This window comes from Ruegeria sp. CDSA021, from assembly GCF_059612325.1.
Map to the genome: position 1 here is coordinate 100,860 of NZ_JBXWQJ010000007.1, position 16,343 is coordinate 117,202.

The 16,343-nt window shown below is 57.7% G+C and carries 15 protein-coding genes; 8 read left to right on the top strand and 7 right to left on the bottom strand.

Translation table 11 applies throughout. From position 1 onward, the window contains the following. Positions 1-64 precede the first annotated feature (64 nt). Entirely contained in the window at positions 65-1,114 is a 1,050-nt protein-coding gene (locus AC2FLD_RS11315; RefSeq protein WP_496669520.1) for a TRAP transporter substrate-binding protein, read from the bottom strand. 336 nt (positions 1,115-1,450) lie between these two features. Here AC2FLD_RS11315 and AC2FLD_RS11320 point away from each other — a divergent pair, with 336 nt between their 5' ends. Next, a complete protein-coding gene (locus AC2FLD_RS11320) occupies positions 1,451-2,224 on the top strand; it encodes a FadR/GntR family transcriptional regulator (protein ID WP_172677897.1) in 774 nt (257 codons plus the stop codon). Between the two features lie 117 nt (positions 2,225-2,341). On the opposite strand, the gene AC2FLD_RS11325 is transcribed toward AC2FLD_RS11320, so the two are convergent. Further along, on the bottom strand, positions 2,342-2,824 hold the full coding sequence (locus AC2FLD_RS11325; protein ID WP_050604754.1) for an Lrp/AsnC family transcriptional regulator: 483 nt from the start codon (positions 2,822-2,824) through the stop codon (positions 2,342-2,344). 108 nt (positions 2,825-2,932) lie between these two features. Here AC2FLD_RS11325 and putA point away from each other — a divergent pair, with 108 nt between their 5' ends. Together putA and AC2FLD_RS11335 are read left to right on the top strand one after the other, a co-directional pair. Beyond that, entirely contained in the window at positions 2,933-6,331 is a 3,399-nt protein-coding gene (putA, locus tag AC2FLD_RS11330; RefSeq protein ID WP_496669519.1) for a bifunctional proline dehydrogenase/L-glutamate gamma-semialdehyde dehydrogenase PutA, read from the top strand. 42 nt (positions 6,332-6,373) lie between these two features. After that, positions 6,374-7,117 carry a rhomboid family intramembrane serine protease gene (locus AC2FLD_RS11335; RefSeq protein WP_496669517.1) on the top strand — a complete coding sequence of 248 codons (744 nt, stop codon included), beginning with the start codon at positions 6,374-6,376 and terminating at the stop codon, positions 7,115-7,117. A 12-nt stretch (positions 7,118-7,129) separates the two neighbouring features. On the opposite strand, the gene AC2FLD_RS11340 is transcribed toward AC2FLD_RS11335, so the two are convergent. Both AC2FLD_RS11340 and AC2FLD_RS11345 read right to left on the bottom strand, forming a co-directional pair. Further along, entirely contained in the window at positions 7,130-7,915 is a 786-nt protein-coding gene (locus AC2FLD_RS11340) for an inositol monophosphatase family protein (RefSeq protein WP_496669516.1), read from the bottom strand. A 98-nt stretch (positions 7,916-8,013) separates the two neighbouring features. Continuing rightward, a complete protein-coding gene (locus tag AC2FLD_RS11345; protein ID WP_496669515.1) occupies positions 8,014-8,919 on the bottom strand; it encodes a LysR family transcriptional regulator in 906 nt (301 codons plus the stop codon). 94 nt (positions 8,920-9,013) lie between these two features. Between AC2FLD_RS11345 and metF the strand changes: the two genes are divergently transcribed. Beyond that, positions 9,014-9,880, top strand: coding sequence for a methylenetetrahydrofolate reductase [NAD(P)H] (metF, locus tag AC2FLD_RS11350; protein WP_496669514.1), 867 nt, complete (start codon positions 9,014-9,016; stop codon positions 9,878-9,880). 230 nt (positions 9,881-10,110) lie between these two features. Next, on the top strand, positions 10,111-10,776 hold the full coding sequence (locus AC2FLD_RS11355) for a J domain-containing protein (RefSeq protein WP_496669512.1): 666 nt from the start codon (positions 10,111-10,113) through the stop codon (positions 10,774-10,776). Positions 10,777-10,826: 50 nt separating this feature from the next. Here the strand turns inward: AC2FLD_RS11355 and AC2FLD_RS11360 are convergent, their stop codons facing one another. After that, the gene (locus AC2FLD_RS11360) at positions 10,827-11,345 is read right to left on the bottom strand and encodes a YHS domain-containing (seleno)protein (protein ID WP_496669510.1); all 519 of its coding nucleotides are present in this window, start codon (positions 11,343-11,345) and stop codon (positions 10,827-10,829) included. Between the two features lie 250 nt (positions 11,346-11,595). Between AC2FLD_RS11360 and yghU the strand changes: the two genes are divergently transcribed. Next, positions 11,596-12,474 (top strand): glutathione-dependent disulfide-bond oxidoreductase, encoded by an 879-nt coding sequence (yghU, locus tag AC2FLD_RS11365; protein ID WP_496669509.1) that lies wholly within the window; start codon positions 11,596-11,598, stop codon positions 12,472-12,474. A gap of 60 nt (positions 12,475-12,534) precedes the next feature. On the opposite strand, the gene AC2FLD_RS11370 is transcribed toward yghU, so the two are convergent. Both AC2FLD_RS11370 and AC2FLD_RS11375 read right to left on the bottom strand, forming a co-directional pair. After that, complete coding sequence (locus tag AC2FLD_RS11370; protein ID WP_496669507.1) at positions 12,535-13,323, bottom strand: SseB family protein; 789 nt, start codon at positions 13,321-13,323, stop codon at positions 12,535-12,537. Next, entirely contained in the window at positions 13,316-13,903 is a 588-nt protein-coding gene (locus AC2FLD_RS11375; RefSeq protein ID WP_496669505.1) for a uracil-DNA glycosylase family protein, read from the bottom strand. Before AC2FLD_RS11375 ends, AC2FLD_RS11370 begins: the two co-directional genes overlap by 8 nt. Positions 13,904-14,118: 215 nt before the next feature. On the opposite strand from AC2FLD_RS11375, the gene AC2FLD_RS11380 reads away from it, so the two are divergent. Together AC2FLD_RS11380 and AC2FLD_RS11385 are read left to right on the top strand one after the other, a co-directional pair. Further along, positions 14,119-14,778, top strand: a complete 660-nt coding sequence (locus AC2FLD_RS11380) for an ABC transporter ATP-binding protein (protein ID WP_050604764.1) — start codon at positions 14,119-14,121, stop codon at positions 14,776-14,778. Then, positions 14,756-16,339, top strand: coding sequence for a KpsE/RkpR family capsule polysaccharide export protein (locus tag AC2FLD_RS11385; RefSeq protein ID WP_496669503.1), 1,584 nt, complete (start codon positions 14,756-14,758; stop codon positions 16,337-16,339). The genes AC2FLD_RS11380 and AC2FLD_RS11385 overlap by 23 nt, the downstream gene beginning before the upstream one ends. Positions 16,340-16,343 lie beyond the last annotated feature (4 nt).

The window sequence follows — 16,343 nt, forward strand, 5'->3', positions numbered from 1 at the left end:
AAGTTCAGAAATAAGAACCGGAGCGGCGGATTGGGCCGCCCCGGTATCGTCAGTGAGAAAGAGCTTACTGACGAGGGAGGAAGGCGTTGGTCTTCCAGAGACTGTAACCGTCACGGAACTCGTTCATATCTGCCAGAACTTGCGCAAAGAAGGCATCGTTTGCGGCTTCTTCAGCAGCGACCTCGTCCCAGGTCGCGCGGAAAGTATCCAGCATTTCGGGCGACCACTGTTTGATGGTGACACCGTTGTTTTCAACATTGTCGATCAAGGCCGCGTGCTGAATCGCTTCACCTTCGGCAAAGCTGTCTGCCATCGATGCCTTACAGGCAGTTTCGATGATCGCTTTGTGCTGATCGCTGGTTTCGTTCCAGACATCCTTGTTGATCAGCAGCTCGAAAACGGTCGCCTGCTGGTGCCAGCCAGGGAAGTAGTTGAACTTGACCAGCTTGTGGAAGCCCAGACGCGCGTCGATAGCGGGCATCGAGAATTCGGTCGCGTCGATCGCGCCTTTTTCCAGCGCAGGGAAAATCTCGCCACCCGGCAGCAGAGAAGTCGCCACGCCCAGTTTCTGCATCACTTTACCGCCCAGACCGAAGAAGCGCATTTTCAGGCCGTTCAGGTCTTCGGGCGAGTTGATCTCGGACGCGAACCAGCCCGAGGTTTCCGGTGCGATGATGGCGCAAGGCAGAACTTTGACGTTGAAACCGGCCTGATCATACATTTCCTGATACAGGGTCATGCCGTTGCCATAGTAGAGCCACGCCATGTATTCACCCGCCTCGGGGCCAAAGGGCACGGCCGAAAACAGAGGTGCAGCCGGGATTTTACCCGCCCAATAGCCTGCGGTGGTGTAGCCTGAGTTGATCTTGCCGGTGGACACTGCGTCCAATATCTCGAACGGCGGAACCAGTTTGCCCGGCTCGTACACTTTCATCTTGAGTGTACCGCCCGACATCAGTTCCAACTGATCAGCCACGCGTGGGATCGGCGAACCCAGGCCCGGCAGTTCGGTCGAAAAGGCAATCGGTGTTTTCAGCAGCAGTTTGTCAGCGGCAACCGCAGGTGCAGCCAGAAAGCTGGCGGCCACGGCCAAGCTCGTCAGGGTCTTCTTCATGAAATCTCCTCCAGGGTAGGTCGGGACTTTGCCCCGATCATTGGCGCAGGATCTTCCAGCGCCGCTCCGGTGGTAAATTAACTTTACCATTAATTTCCAGTCAACAACTTTCTTTACCACTGGAGACAGCCACGGATGAAAGTAGGGAGCTTGTTTGAAGGAACTGCGATCGACAAAATCCGGATATTTAGGCAGCGTGTCGCATAATTTTTGTTCACAACCAGATACCTGAGGAGTTCTGCGAGCGCATGTTCCGAAGCTTGAATTTACGACCAAAATGGTTATGTTTGTTTACCAGTTAAATTGAGCTTCGAGCATCACACAGGGCATCAGATCATGAGCACCACGGCGATATTTGAACCTGTTGGACACGAATCGCTGTCCGAAGCGGTGGTTGCGCAAGTTGAAGACCTGATCGCTTCAGGCATCCTGAAACAGGGTCGGAAACTGCCCTCAGAACGCGACCTGGCCGAGATGTTGCGCGTATCGCGCCCAAAGCTGCGTGAAGCCCTTCAGGTTCTGGAAGAACGCGGTCTGGTCACAACACAACATGGCGAAGGCACATTCGTCGCGGCCCTGACCGGACAGGCCATGATGCCAGCGCTTCTTGCGCTATATGAACGCCACGAGCCTGCTTTTTTCGATTACCTGGAATATCGCCGCGAACAGGAAGGGTTTGCAGCCCGCCTTGCCGCGCATCGCGCCACCAAGGCCGATAAAGAGAGAATCTCGGAAATCCTCGACGAAAACGAGCGTGCGTGGCAGGAGCAAGACGCCAGGGCCTCGCAAGAGGCAGACTTTGCGCTGCATTCTGCGATCGTCGATGCCAGCCAGAACGCAACACTGATACATATGATGGCGTCGATCTACGAATTGACCCGCAAGGGAGTGTTCTACAATCGCGATTTTTTGCGCACGATTGACGGTACCGGGGAAAAGCTGTTGCAACAGCATCTTGAATTGGGTCGCGCCGTGATCGACGGCGACGAAGCGCGCGCCGAAAAAGCAGCCACCGACCATATCGATTTTGTCGAGGAATCATTCAGACTCGGGATCGAGCAACGCCGCCGCGAAGCCATGGCCGAAAAGCGTCGGATTTTGTCTCGGTAAAAGACAAAAAGGCAGAACTGTACCGTCCAATGCCGTTACTGGTCGGTTATCAATTGCGCGCTAATTTTGCCAGTTGGGCAGCCACACCCTGACATCTTCAAGTCAGGTTCAAACCCCTCACCCGGCTTCAGTTATGGTCCCGACCATCCCCGTTTCTTTCACCGCCTCCATCGCCACAAAGGTGGACGTGCTGGCCACATGCGGCATCGCAGAGACCTTTTCAGCCAGAACGCGGCGATATTCCGACATGGTGGCGGTGCGCACCTTCAGAAGATAGTCAAAGTTCGAAGCGATCATATGTGCCTGTTCCACCTCAGCGATCTTGCACACGGCGGCATTGAACTCGGCCAAGGCTTTTTCACGGGTGTCGGTCAGACGGACCTCGACAAAAGCCACATGGTCCAAACCCAAACGGATCGGGTCCAGCATCGCCCGATAGCCTTTGATCACACCATTTGCCTCTAAACGCTTCAGCCGTGCTTGCGTCGGAGATTTCGACAAACCAATCTCGCGGGCAAGATCTGCGACCGAGATACGGCCATCTTCGGCCAGAATCCTCAGAATCGACCGATCGAACCGATCCAGATCAGGAAAGTTCATTTGCGTCGCTCCATACGGAAATTTGAGAACAATGACCTTCCATTATACAAAACTTGGTCCGTTGTCCCGATTTTTCGCCCCTATATTACCACAAAGACCGGAGGACCCATGTCACACAGCCTGCGCACACTCATCGATACCCCAACTTATGCCGATCAATCGGCTGTCCTTGACACCCTGATCACTCAGGCGAACCTGACGGATGCAGATCGCAGCGCCATCAGCTCTGCGGCAGCGCAGCTGGTGCGCGACATCCGTTCCAGCACCTCACCAGGGTTGATGGAGGTGTTTCTGGCCGAATACGGCCTGTCCACCGACGAAGGCATCGCCCTGATGTGTCTGGCCGAAGCGCTGCTGCGGGTGCCGGATGCCGACACAATCGACGCGTTGATCGAAGATAAGATCGCACCTTCAGACTGGGGCAAGCACTTGAGGCAATCTTCGTCATCCCTTGTGAACGCGTCCACTTGGGCGCTGATGCTGACCGGTAAAGTACTGGACGAGGGCAAGGCGTCTCCGGTCGGAGCGTTGCGCGGGGCCATCAAACGGCTGGGCGAGCCGGTGATCCGCACCGCCGTAGCCCGCGCGATGAAAGAGATGGGGCGGCAATTCGTTCTGGGTGAAACCATTCACTCCGCTATGGAGCGTGCCCGCGGGATGGAGGAAAAGGGCTATACCTATTCCTACGACATGCTGGGCGAAGCGGCCCGGACAGACGCAGATGCCGCGCGTTACCACCTGTCCTATTCGCGCGCCATTTCGGCCATTGCCGAGGCCAGCACCCATGACGATATCCGCGCCAATCCCGGTATCTCGGTAAAACTGTCGGCCCTGCATCCTCGCTATGAACTGGCCCAGGAACAGCGGGTCATGGACGAATTGGTTCCACGGCTGCGTGCGTTGGCGTTGCTGGCCAAGGCCGCCGGAATGGGCCTGAATGTCGACGCCGAAGAAGCAGATCGCCTGTCGCTGTCGCTACAGGTGATCGAGGCGGTGATGTCTGATCCGGCCCTCGCCGGATGGCACGGATTCGGTATCGTGGTTCAGGCTTACGGCCCGCGCGCCGGGCTGGTTCTGGATACGCTGTATGGCATGGCCGAACGTCACGATCGCAAGCTGATGGTGCGACTGGTCAAGGGTGCCTATTGGGACACCGAGATCAAACGCGCGCAAGTCGAGGGGGTGGATGGGTTTCCGGTCTTCACCCACAAAGCAGCGACCGATGTCTCGTACATCGCCAATGCACGCAAGTTGCTGAACATGACGGACCGGATATATCCGCAATTTGCCACCCATAACGCCCACACGGTCAGTGCCATCCTGCATATGGCCGAGGATCAGCCCTACGAGTTCCAGCGTCTGCATGGCATGGGCGAGACCTTGCATCAGATCGTGATGGACAAACAAAATACCCGCTGCCGAATCTACGCACCGGTTGGGGCGCATCGCGATCTACTGGCCTATCTGGTGCGACGCCTTCTGGAAAACGGGGCGAATTCGTCCTTCGTCAACCAGATCGTCGATGAAAACGTGCCCCCGGAAGAGGTTGCAGCCGATCCGTTTGTCACTGTGCAAACACCTCCACCCGGGCTGCCGACAGGGCCCGAGCTATTTCAACCCGAACGTACCAATTCCAAAGGGTTCGATCTGCACCACACGCCCACTCTGGATCAGATCGAGGCGGCGCGGGATGGGTTCCGAGCGCAGCATTGGTTTGCTCAACCCCTATTGGCTGACAAGGCCAAACCCGAAGCCGAAGAACCTGTCGCAAATCCGGCCAACCCGCAGGACAGGCCCGGTGCCGTTGCGTCGGCCAGCGCGGCAGATGCAGAGCTTGCCCTGGCCTCGGCCAACCCCTGGGACGCACCCGCTGCTGAGCGTGCGCGCGTTCTGAACGCCGCCGCCGATCTATATGAAGCGCATTATGGCGAGCTGTTTGCCCTTCTGGCACGCGAGGCCGGGAAAACGCTGCCGGATGCGGTTTCCGAACTGCGCGAAGCAGTAGATTTCCTGCGCTATTACGCGGCCAACATTCCTGCGGCCAAATCTGCCGGAATTTTCACCTGTATCAGCCCTTGGAACTTCCCTCTGGCGATTTTCTCGGGGCAAATTTCGGCCGCACTGGCCACTGGAAACGCGGTTCTGGCCAAGCCTGCGCCTCAGACGCCTTTGATTGCGCATCGCGCAATTCAGCTGATGCATGAGGCAGGTGTACCGCGCGATGCGCTGCAACTGCTGCCGGGTGGGCCTGCCGTGGGCGCAGCTCTGACGTCGGATGAGCGCGTCTCGGGTGTGGCTTTTACTGGGTCGACAGCCACTGCGCTCAAGATCCGTTCGGCGATGGCTGGGTCTATGCGTCCCGGAACACCTCTGATCGCAGAAACCGGAGGTCTGAACGCCATGATCGTCGACAGCACGGCCTTGCCTGAACAGGCGGTACAGTCGGTCATTGAAAGTGCCTTCCAATCGGCGGGCCAGCGATGCTCAGCCCTGCGGTGCCTGTACCTGCAGGAGGATATCGCCGACGATGTTCTGACCATGCTCAAAGGGGCGATGGACGCGCTGAGCATCGGAGACCCCTGGCTGATCTCAACCGATTGCGGCCCGGTGATCGACGAGCAGGCCCGCCAAGGCATCGCAAACCATGTGGCCAAGGCGCGCGGCGAAGGACGGGTTCTGAAAGAGCTGCCGCTGCCGCCCGAAGGGATCTTTGTAGCGCCCACTCTGATCGAGGTTTCTGGCATTGCCGCACTGGAGCGCGAGATCTTCGGCCCCGTACTGCACGTGGCCCGGTTCAAGGCGCAGGAGATCGACAAGGTCATCGCTGATATCAACGCCACTGGATACGGTCTGACCTTCGGCCTGCACACACGCATCGACGATCGGGTGCAGCAAGTGACCGAGGCGATCCATGCGGGCAACATCTATGTAAACCGCAACCAGATCGGCGCTATCGTCGGCTCTCAACCCTTTGGTGGTGAAGGGTTGTCGGGCACCGGCCCCAAAGCGGGTGGGCCGAACTACATGGCCCGGTTCTGCGCGCCGGACCGTCAAAGTACGGCGGATACTTGGGGCGCTGTGGCTGACCTGCCCGCACCACAAGGGCAACCAGCGCCGGTCAAAACCCAGTCATTGCCCGGTCCGACAGGAGAATCGAACCGCTTGAGCGAATACCCCCGCCCGCCACTTCTGTGTATGGGGCCCGGAGAGATCGCAGCACAGGCGCAGGCTGAAGCCGTTCAGGCGCTGGGTGGCATCGCCATTCAGGCGACCGGTATGCTTGACCTGCACCGGTTGGAAAACCTGACCGGTATCTCAGGCGTTTTGTGGTGGGGAGACGACCAAACTGCCCGGCAGATCGAGCAGCATCTGGCGCGCCGCGACGGCCCGATTCTGCCCCTGATCCCGGGCAAACCCGACCGCGCCCGCGTTCTGGGCGAACGTCATGTCTGTGTCGACACGACCGCTGCGGGCGGAAACGCTGCATTGTTGGGAGGTGCGGCATAAGCTTGCCTTGACGCCGGGCGCGCAAAAGCCCAGCGTCACACCATGTTTCCGATCCGAGACCATAACCCTTCGGGGCGCACGCCTTATGTTGTCTACGCGCTGCTGGCCGCCAACATCCTGATCTTCCTCAGCTATGTTGGTATCATGGACGATGGGCCAAGGATCAGCAGGCTGTTTTTCGACTACGCCATCATCCCGGCGCGGGTCAGCGACGGGTTTGGACTGGAAACCTTGGTGACGTCCATGTTCCTGCACGGCGGCTGGATGCATCTGGCCGGGAATATGCTGTTTCTATGGATCTTCGGCGACAATCTGGAAGACGAGATGGGCCACCTGCCCTTCCTGCTGTTCTATCTGGCAGCCGGGATCGGTGCGGGCCTCATTCACATCATCACCGGGCCGGCCTCTCAGGTCCCGACCGTTGGGGCCTCGGGCGCGATTGCGGGCGTGATGGGCGGCTATCTGCTGCTGTTCCCAAAAGCACGGGTGGATATTCTGCTGATCCTGATCGTCTATTTCAGGGTCTTCACCATTCCGGCTTTCATCATGCTGGGGGTCTGGCTGGCAATACAGTTCTTTGGCAGCGTCACCAGCAACCCGGACGAAGGCGGCATCGCCTATTGGGCCCATACCGGAGGGTTTGCCATGGGCTTGATCCTGTGCATACCGCTATGGCTGCGGCGCGGAGGGGTGCAGTTCTGGGACCGCAACCATGGGCATCCGCCCCACCCCGAAGCAAAGTACAAGCTGTCACAGTCACGCATACCGCGTGTTCCGCGTCGATAAGTTAAAAGGGGGTCAGGCCCGGATCACCCTGGCGAACTGATCAAAGATCGGTTCGTTCGAACAGATCACTTCACCGTCCTCCAGCACACTGCCTTCAGGGTTCAGTGCCTGCACGAATCCGCCTGCTTCTTTGACGATGATAATACCGGCCGCCAGATCCCATGCGTTGAGGCGACGTTCCCAGAAGCCTTCGTAACGGCCTGCGGCGACATACGCCATGTCCAGCGCTGCAGCACCCCAACGGCGCACACCGGCGCAGGCAGGCATCAAACGCGCCAGATCCTGCAGAGTTGCGGGCAGGTCCGAACGCCCACCAAAAGGCAGACCAGTCGCAAAGATCGATTCAATCATACGGTGACGGCCTGACACGCGAATACGCATATCGTTCATCCATGCGCCTTCGCCTTTTTCGGCAAAGAACATCTCGTCCTTGGCAGCGTCATAGATCACACCGGCAACGATCTTGCCCTTATGTTCCAGCGCGATGGAGATTGCCCAGTGCGGCAGGCCATGCAGAAAATTGGTGGTACCATCCAGCGGGTCGACAATCCAGCGGCGGGTCGGGTCTTCGCCGTCAATCGTGCCGCCTTCTTCGGCCAGCCAGCCATAGGTCGGGCGCGCGCCCAGCAGTTCTTCCTTCAGAATGGCTTCGGCGGCGATATCGGCTTTCGAGACAAAGTCGCCCGCGCCTTTCATCGACACCTGCAAATTCTCGACTTCACGGAAATCCTTGACCAATGAACGCCCCGCTTTGCGCGCGGCCTTGATCATGATGTTGAGATTTGCACTGCCAACCATTGTCAAAGGGCTCCTGTCCGGTCAAACCGCGCGTATACTGCCGCAATGCGTCCTTGCCAAGAGGAATGATACGCATAACGGACCCGCCGCAAACGCCGTTACTGGGATTGCAGTGTGCGCGCTTCGTCCCGAGCCAGTTTCACCAGTTCCTGCACATAGGGTTTCTCCAGATCCTCAGACCGGACTGCAGCGTACAGGCGCCGTGTGATGCCCTCTTTCGTCAGGGGTCGGGTGACGTAGTCCGAGTTGTATTTGACCTCGCGCACGACCCAATCCGGCAAGACCGAGATACCACGGTTTGACGCCACCAGCAGCAATATTACTGCGGTCAGTTCCACTTGCCGGATCGTGGCAGGCTCAACCCGTGCGGGGATCAGCAACTGGCTGAACACATCCAGACGCGTGCGCTCTACCGGATAGGTGATCAGGGTTTGACCCCGAAAATCCTCGGCCTCGATAAAGTCATTCTTGGCCAGCGGATGGGTCGAGGCCGCCACAAAGACAGCGTTATAGTCGAACAGCTCAACAAATTCGACACCCGGCAGGTCTTCGGGGTCGGACGAGACCACCAGATCAACCTCTTCCTTTTGCAAGGCCGGTAGGGCGTCGAAGGCCAGGCCGGGGCGGATATCCACATCGACGTCACCCCAGGATTTTCTGAAGGACTCGAGCACGGGAAACAACCATTCGAAACAGGCGTGGCATTCGATCGCAATATGCATCCGCCCCGTGCGCCCGTCCCGCAGCGATGAAAATTCGTGTTGAGCGGCCTCGACCTGCGGCAGGATCTGTTCCGCCAATCGAAGCAATCGAAACCCTGCGGCTGACAGTTTCATGGGTTTGGAACGGCGCAGAAACAGCTCGACCCCGGCCTGATCCTCCAAACCCTTGATCTGATGGCTTAATGCGGACTGGGTGATATTCAACTGGTCCGCAGCACGCGCCAGTCCACCGCATTCATGGATCGCCTTGATGGTGCGCAGATGCCGGAATTCAATGTGCATTTGGAACACCATTCATGTTGTTGTTGAATAATATGAGTTTGTCTCACATTGCCTGACATGGCACAAGTGGCTCAGATGATCCAGCGAGGCTGCAATGTCCAAACCTGAAATTTCATTCGAGTTCTTTCCACCCAAAACCCTGGAAGCCTCATTCCGTCTTTGGGACACGGTTCAGACCTTGGCCCCGCTGGACCCTCGCTTTGTCTCGGTCACCTATGGCGCTGGCGGTACAACGCGCGAACTGACACGCGACGCAGTTGCGACCCTGCATAAGTCGTCGGGGTTGAACGTGGCTGCACATCTGACTTGTGTCGATGCTTCGCGACAGGAAACGCTTGAGATAGCGGATACATTCGCACGCGCCGGTGTACAGGACATCGTCGCCTTGCGCGGTGACCCGCCAAAGGGTCAGGACACATTCGCGCCCCACCCCGACGGGTTTGCCAATTCGGTTGAGCTGATCGAAGCCTTGGCCGAAACCGAGATGTTCAGCATCCGTGTAGGCGCTTATCCCGACACGCATCCTGAAGCCGCAGATATGGCTGCTGATGTCGACTGGCTGAAAGCCAAGCTTGATGCGGGCGCGGATGAAGCTCTGACGCAGTTTTTCTTCGAAGCCGACACCTTCTTCCGTTTCCGTGACGCCTGTGCCAAGGCTGGTATCGACAAGCCAATTGTGCCCGGCATCCTGCCGATCGAAAACTGGGCGGGGGCTCGCAATTTCGCCAAGCGCTGCGGTACCCATATTCCTGTGTGGGTCGAGCAGGCATTCGAAAAGGCAGTGCGCGACGAGCGCGAGGATCTGCTGGCAACCGCGATCTGCACGGAGCTGTGTTCAGACCTGATCGAAGGCGGCGTGGACAAGCTGCATTTCTACACTTTGAACCGCCCGGAACTGACACGCGATGTGTGTTTCGCGCTTGGCGTCACTCCGAGTGTTGAATTGGAAAACGTCGCCTGACGCAAAAAAATCCAAACGATTCTTTTAGGTTACGTTCAACCTGGGGCAATTTTCGCCCCATATTGTGTGAACTGTTTCACACTCGCATTCGCGAATTCACAGCTTTACGGGACAATTGAATCTCCTCGTTGCGATTGTTGTCAGCACCCACGCAAACCGGCTGGGGAATTTGACAAAACTATGACCTTGGCGACACTGAGGACGTGTAGTTTGTAACGAGTGTATTGAGTATGGAACCTGTTGATAAAGTGCGGGCACGCAGCGATGCCCTTGCAGATTTGGGATTATCCCCGTCTGCCAGTTCCAGCGAAATCAGAGAGGCCTGGCGGCAGATTGCCTTTCATTCGCATCCCGATCACAGGGATGGTGACAGTTCAGGGTTTTCCCGCGCAAAGGCCGCTTATGATTTCCTGCGCAAGGAGGGATCGGTAAAAAAAGGCGGCTGCAACGCTGGTCCGCCCCAGCCACGCCGCCCGCGTTTGAAAAAGCGGATCATTGAGCTGCCGCAAGAAGATATCGCCGCCTGCAAGGCAATGCTAAGTCCCGATCAGGTACTATCGCATATGCATAGCGCAGCAGATGCGTGCGACATACCTGAAGAGCGTGTCTCGGATCATGTTCCCGATGCAGTGGGCTGTTACGGGCGGCATTTGACCTATTTTGTCACCACGCCGGTCCACCACGGGGCAAATCGCGTGGCCCTGCCCACTACGGTCCTGAGCGGTACGCGGCATACCGAGGCGGAGATTCTGAGCTTTAAGTCCAAGGATACCGGCGCCGGAGAAGTGGTTATTCCCGATACCATCCGTGAACGCAAGTTTCCCGGGGCCAAGAGTGTACGGATCAGATTTGACGCCGATCAGGATATTCGGGATCAGTTCTGGCTTGCTGGCTAGCCGCAAAAGCCCGGCTTTAACAAGCCGGGCTTAGATCTTTCAGTACCGGATCAGTTGGAAACCGGACCATCCGAAGTAAATTTCGGGATCACGCTGGTCGAGGCATCCGTGGGCTCGATACCCGGCCAGTTGCCTTCAGCGAGATTGATGTTGCCCGGGATGTCTTCTTCGAAGAAACCGACAACCACATCGGTGATGTTCAGGTACAGCTTGTCGTCTACAATCCGCCACAGGTTTGGGTTTGCCGGAACTTTACCACCGCGCGACACACCATAAGCGCAGTGCCCATCATATTGCGGTGCGTAATAGGCCGGGTTTTCCAGGAATTTGTCGCGGTTTTCCTCGGTCGCGAAAGCCCAGGTTGAACCGTTGTATTCCGCGGTGATGTCGGCTTTGCCCCGCACGCCTTCCGGCTGCGACTGGCCAACAGGCACCTGTTCCAGATTGCGATAGGCGACAACGTCATAGCCCGAGACGGCAAAGCCAGTGCCGTCAACATATTGTGGGCCGGCAAAGGCCGGAATGGCCAAGAACATGGCCGCGGCGAAGGTCATTGCGAAGCGTTTCATGTGATCTATCCTTTTCGTGTCAACTGTCTCGGTGACGCCGTATTGGCTGGTCTGAGACGACAATATGCGATTCCCGCCCAGTTCGTAGTCCACCTAACGGCGCTGTGACCCCGCACGAGAAAACGTGAGAGATTGCTCGTGGATTATTACAAAATTAGCCGGATAGACTGGGTTGGACTCTGCAGACTGCAACATTAGCTGTAAGGCAGCCGTGGGCACGGCCCCGCAAATTAGGGAAGAAAGGCAAGAGATGAGCGACCAATCCCCGTACACCCCTCCAACGGTCTGGACCTGGGACAGTGAAAGTGGCGGACAATTCGCCAACATCAATCGTCCAATTGCAGGGGCCACCCATGACAAGGACCTGCCAACCGGGCGTCATCCCTTTCAGCTGTATTCGTTGGCAACACCCAACGGTGTAAAAGTCACCGTGATGCTGGAAGAGCTGTTGGCGCTGGGCCATGAAGAAGCGGAATACAACGCCTGGCTGATCAACATCGGTGAGGGCGATCAGTTTGGCTCGGGCTTTGTTGGTGCCAACCCGAATTCAAAAATCCCCGCTCTTTTGGATCGGTCGGGTGAAGAACCAGTTCGTGTCTTTGAAAGCGCCTCGATCCTGTTCCATCTGGCCGAAAAGTTCGGCGCGTTCCTGCCCGAATCCGGTCCGGAGCGAACCGAAGTGATGAACTGGGTGTTCTGGCAGATGGGCAGCGCGCCCTACCTGGGCGGCGGGTTCGGCCATTTCTACGCCTATGCACCCGAGAAATGGGAATACCCGATCAACCGCTTCGCGATGGAGGCCAAGAGACAGCTGGACGTTCTGGATCAGGAACTGGCGGATAAAACCTTCATCGCAGGCGACGAGTATACGATTGCCGATATGGCGATCTGGCCGTGGTATGGCCAGTTGGTTCTGGGTCGCCTCTACAGCGCTGCCGAGTTCCTGGACGTTGATTCGTACAAGAACGTCATGCGTTGGGCCAAGGAGATCGACGCCCGTCCAGCGGTTCAGCGTGGTCGTATGGTCAACCGCGCGTTTGGCGAACCGCACACGCAGCTTCACGAGCGCCATGACGCCAGCGATTTCGAAACCCGCACGCAGGACAAATTGGAAGCGGCTGCAGAATAATCACAGCCCTCGCCGAACAACACGCGGTGCAGCTTGTGCCGCGTGTTTGCGTTTTGTCGGTTACTTCAGAATTGGCGGATTGTCCGGGTTGCTGCCGGGGACTTCCCGTACCGGCTCAGCCGCTTGCGGCTTGGGCAGGTCAAACCGAAGACCCACCTTGGCCAGCAGCGCGGCGGCGGTCTCATTGGCGGTGAAGAAACCAACATCCATCGCGCCCGCTTCAATCCCGGAAAAGGTAAGCGCCTCGGACGCGGCCTTGGCCAGAGCGGCCTCGGCCCCGTCAATCACATCAACAAATCCCAACAAATGCCCCTGCGCGCCAGCCTCTGACTTGGTAGCAACCAAATAGGCTGCGCGGGCCAAACCGCCTGCAGTTGCCAGTTTGGCATCCAAAGCGGTCAGCAAGCTATCGGGCAAGCCGGAGGGTGGCATGAATTCAGCCAGCTTTTCCTCGACCTCTTGCGGGCTGTGTTGCAGCGTTTCGGCCAACCAACCCAAAGCCTCTGCTGGCACCAGCATCGAAGATGGCGCCGTTTCCAGGTTCAGGCCCAGCCCGATCCCCTGCCCAGCCAGCATCCCTGAAAGAACCCGCCCCGAAAGCGCGACGTAAGGCACGGGCCGACCTGCGAACTGCGCCAGTCGCTCCTCTCGGTCGAAGACCAGCACAAAGCGCCCGTCGGCCACGTCGAACAGCTCGGGCGAGATATTCTCGCCCCGCGCTTCTTCGGTCAGCATCAGAAACAGTTCGCTGTCGGCAAGCCGTTCGAAGAAACGCAACCGGGCAGCATCACTCTGCGAATCCGCCTGCATCGCGGCATGCGCTGTGTCCAACGCCGTGGTTTCAGTCATTCAGCACCTCTTGGACCCGCGCACGCAAAACCGGCAGCAGTTCAGCTTCGAACCACGGGTTTTTCTTCAACCATGCCGTATTGCGCCAGGACGGATGAGGCAAGGCAAAGACCCGCGGCGCATGGTCCTGCCAGCTTTGCACGGTGTTCGTTACAGAACCGCGCGCGCCAAGGTGGTATTTATGCGCGTGACCTCCGACCAGCACGGTCAGTGGCACCTGACCCAAATCCTGCATCACGCGATCATGCCAGGTCTTGCGGCACAAGGCGGGCGGCGGATGGTCAGCGTTGCGGGCATCATATCCGGGAAAGCAGAACGCCATGGGTACAATCGACACGCAGTCGCGATCATAAAAGATCGTGTCATCAATCCCCAACCAGTGCCGAAGCCTGTCGCCTGACGGGTCGGTAAAGGGCCGCCCCGACTCGTGCACCCGCGCGCCTGGAGCCTGCCCTGCGATCAAAATGGGCGTGCCAGCACGAAACCAGACGACCGGGCGTGGTTCATGCGCCGTTTCGGTTTGCGCGAACCTGTCAGCACAGAGGCGACAGGTGCGAATTTCGTCGGCAAGACTGTTCACCGGATTTCAAAACCTCTTATGGCCCAAGTGTCACAATGGGGAACATAAGGTCCAACGGTCACACCGCCAATCAGGTTGTCACAGGTTTTACCGCAACGCATTGATCATTTGTTTCATAATTCGACATAATGTAGCCAACATGGATCGGTAAAAATAACTCTTTCAGGCCGTCTGAAAGAACGGCAACACCACGGAACACGAGCAGCAGGCCCCGAATGTTAGAGTTCGACAATGTCAGCAAGTCCTTCTGGACCGGAACGCGCCGCAAGGTGATTCTGGATCAGGTCTCGTTCCGGGTCGAGCTGGGTACATCGCTGGGGGTTCTGGCCCCCAACGGCACCGGAAAAACCACACTTATCAACATGATGGCCGGCCTGGAAAAAGCCGACGAAGGCGTGATCCGCCGCGAGTGTCGTGTGTCTTTTCCGATGGGGTTCACCGGCGGCGTGTCGGGAAAACTGTCAGCGCTTGAGAACGCGCGCTACATCGCCAAGATCTACGGAATGGACCCGGATTATATCGAAGCCTATTGCAAATGGCTCTGCGGGTTGGGCGAGTATTTTGATCAGCCGCTTGCGACCTATTCCTCGGGGATGCGATCGCGGTTCACATTTTCTTTGATGCTGGCGCTGGATTTCGACATGTATCTGATCGACGAAGGGATGCCGGCGACAACGGATGTCGAGTTCAACGAAAAGGCCGGATCAATCCTGAAAGAAAGATTGCGGACCACAACGCTGGTCATCGTATCGCACAGCCCGACTGTGTTGGAGAAATTCGCTCAGCAAGCCGCCGTTTTGCTGGACGGGCAATTGTACATGTTTGACTCCTTGGAAGAGGCTAAGCAGCTATATGACTACGAAACCCAAGGTTAGAAAGTACAGCTGGCGCCGCAACAACCGGGCCGAGGGTTCGGCCGAGGCGCGGGCCGATGCAATCTCGCGCATTCGCTACGCAACGCAGGGACAAGCCCCCGTGGATGAGGCGCAGCCCGGCAAGCAGCTGGACGACATCAAACGCGAGGGCCTGACAGGACGGCAATTGCGCATCGCGCGACGGCTGGCGCAGAAACATGGGCTGGCTGCGACCTCGGATTATGATGCCGTACGGCTGCTGCGCAAGAAAGGCATCGACCCGTTCCAGCGCACAAATCTTCTGGACATCGCTGCGGCCAAGCCCTCGCCTCAAAGCGACGACAAGGGCCCCAACGACAAGGTCAGCATCAAACTACCGCAGGCCGTGGGTGCTAAGAAAACCAATCTGCCGGGCCCCGAACTCAGCCCCGCTGAACGGCGCAACCTAGAGATTGGGGAAATCCAGAAAGACATTGCGCGCAGACGCCAACGCAAACTGTTTGCCTTGTTTGCCCGTCTGGCCGTTTTTGTCTTTCTGCCGACCTTTGTCGTGGGGTTCTATTTCTACCGCATCGCCACCCCGATGTATGCCAGCGATTCTGAGTTTTTGATCCTGCAGGCAGATGGCGGGCCGGGCAGTGTCGGTGGCTTGCTGGCCGGGACGCAATTTGCGACCACTCAGGATTCCATTTCGGTTCAGTCTTTCCTGGAATCGAAAGAAGCGTTGTTGCTGCTGGACCGCGATGCCGGGTTTTCAGAGGTCTTCAAACAGGACTGGATCGACCCGATCCAGAGACTGGCACCTGATGCAACACTGGAAGACGCCTATAAGCTGTTCAAACGTATGATCACCATCGGCTATGATCCAACAGAAGGGGTCATCCGGATGGAGGTCGCCGCCCCAGATGCGCAAACCGCGACCGAGTTCTCGGAACGTTTGATCTCTTACTCCGAGAACCGGGTGAATGCCCTGTCCGGCAAGAAGCGCGAAGATCAGATGCGCGATGCATTGGAAAGTTTTGAGGCCGCGCAGGAAGCACGCAAAGAGGCGCAGGAAGAACTGATTGCTCTTCAGCTTCAGGGCGCAGTGCTGGACCCGGAAAACGTGATCGCCAGTTTGCGAAGCCGAATCAACGAGATCGAGGTGCTGGCTCAGGACAAGGAGCTTGAGCTTGCGGCCCTGCTGGACAATCTGCGTCCGAACAAAGCCAAAGTTGATGGTGTTCAGGCCGACATCGCCCGGCTGGAAAAAGTGCTGGAGGAGCTGAATGCCGAAATGCAGGATGCCTCAGACGGCGAAAACTCGCTGGCCCGCTTGAGCGTGCGAATACAGATTGCTCAGGCTGATCTGACGACGCGTGACATGATGCTGCAAACCGCAATGCAGCAAATGGAAGCCACCCGATCTGAAGCGAACCGGCAGGTGCGATATCTGACCGTCTCGGTGAACCCTATTCCCAGTCAGGAACCCAGCTATCCGCGCAAGTTCGAAAATACGATTTTGGCATTCCTGTTGTTTGCTGGTATCTACCTCATGATCTCGCTTACCGCGTCGGTCCTTCGTGAACAGGTATCCTCATAAGACC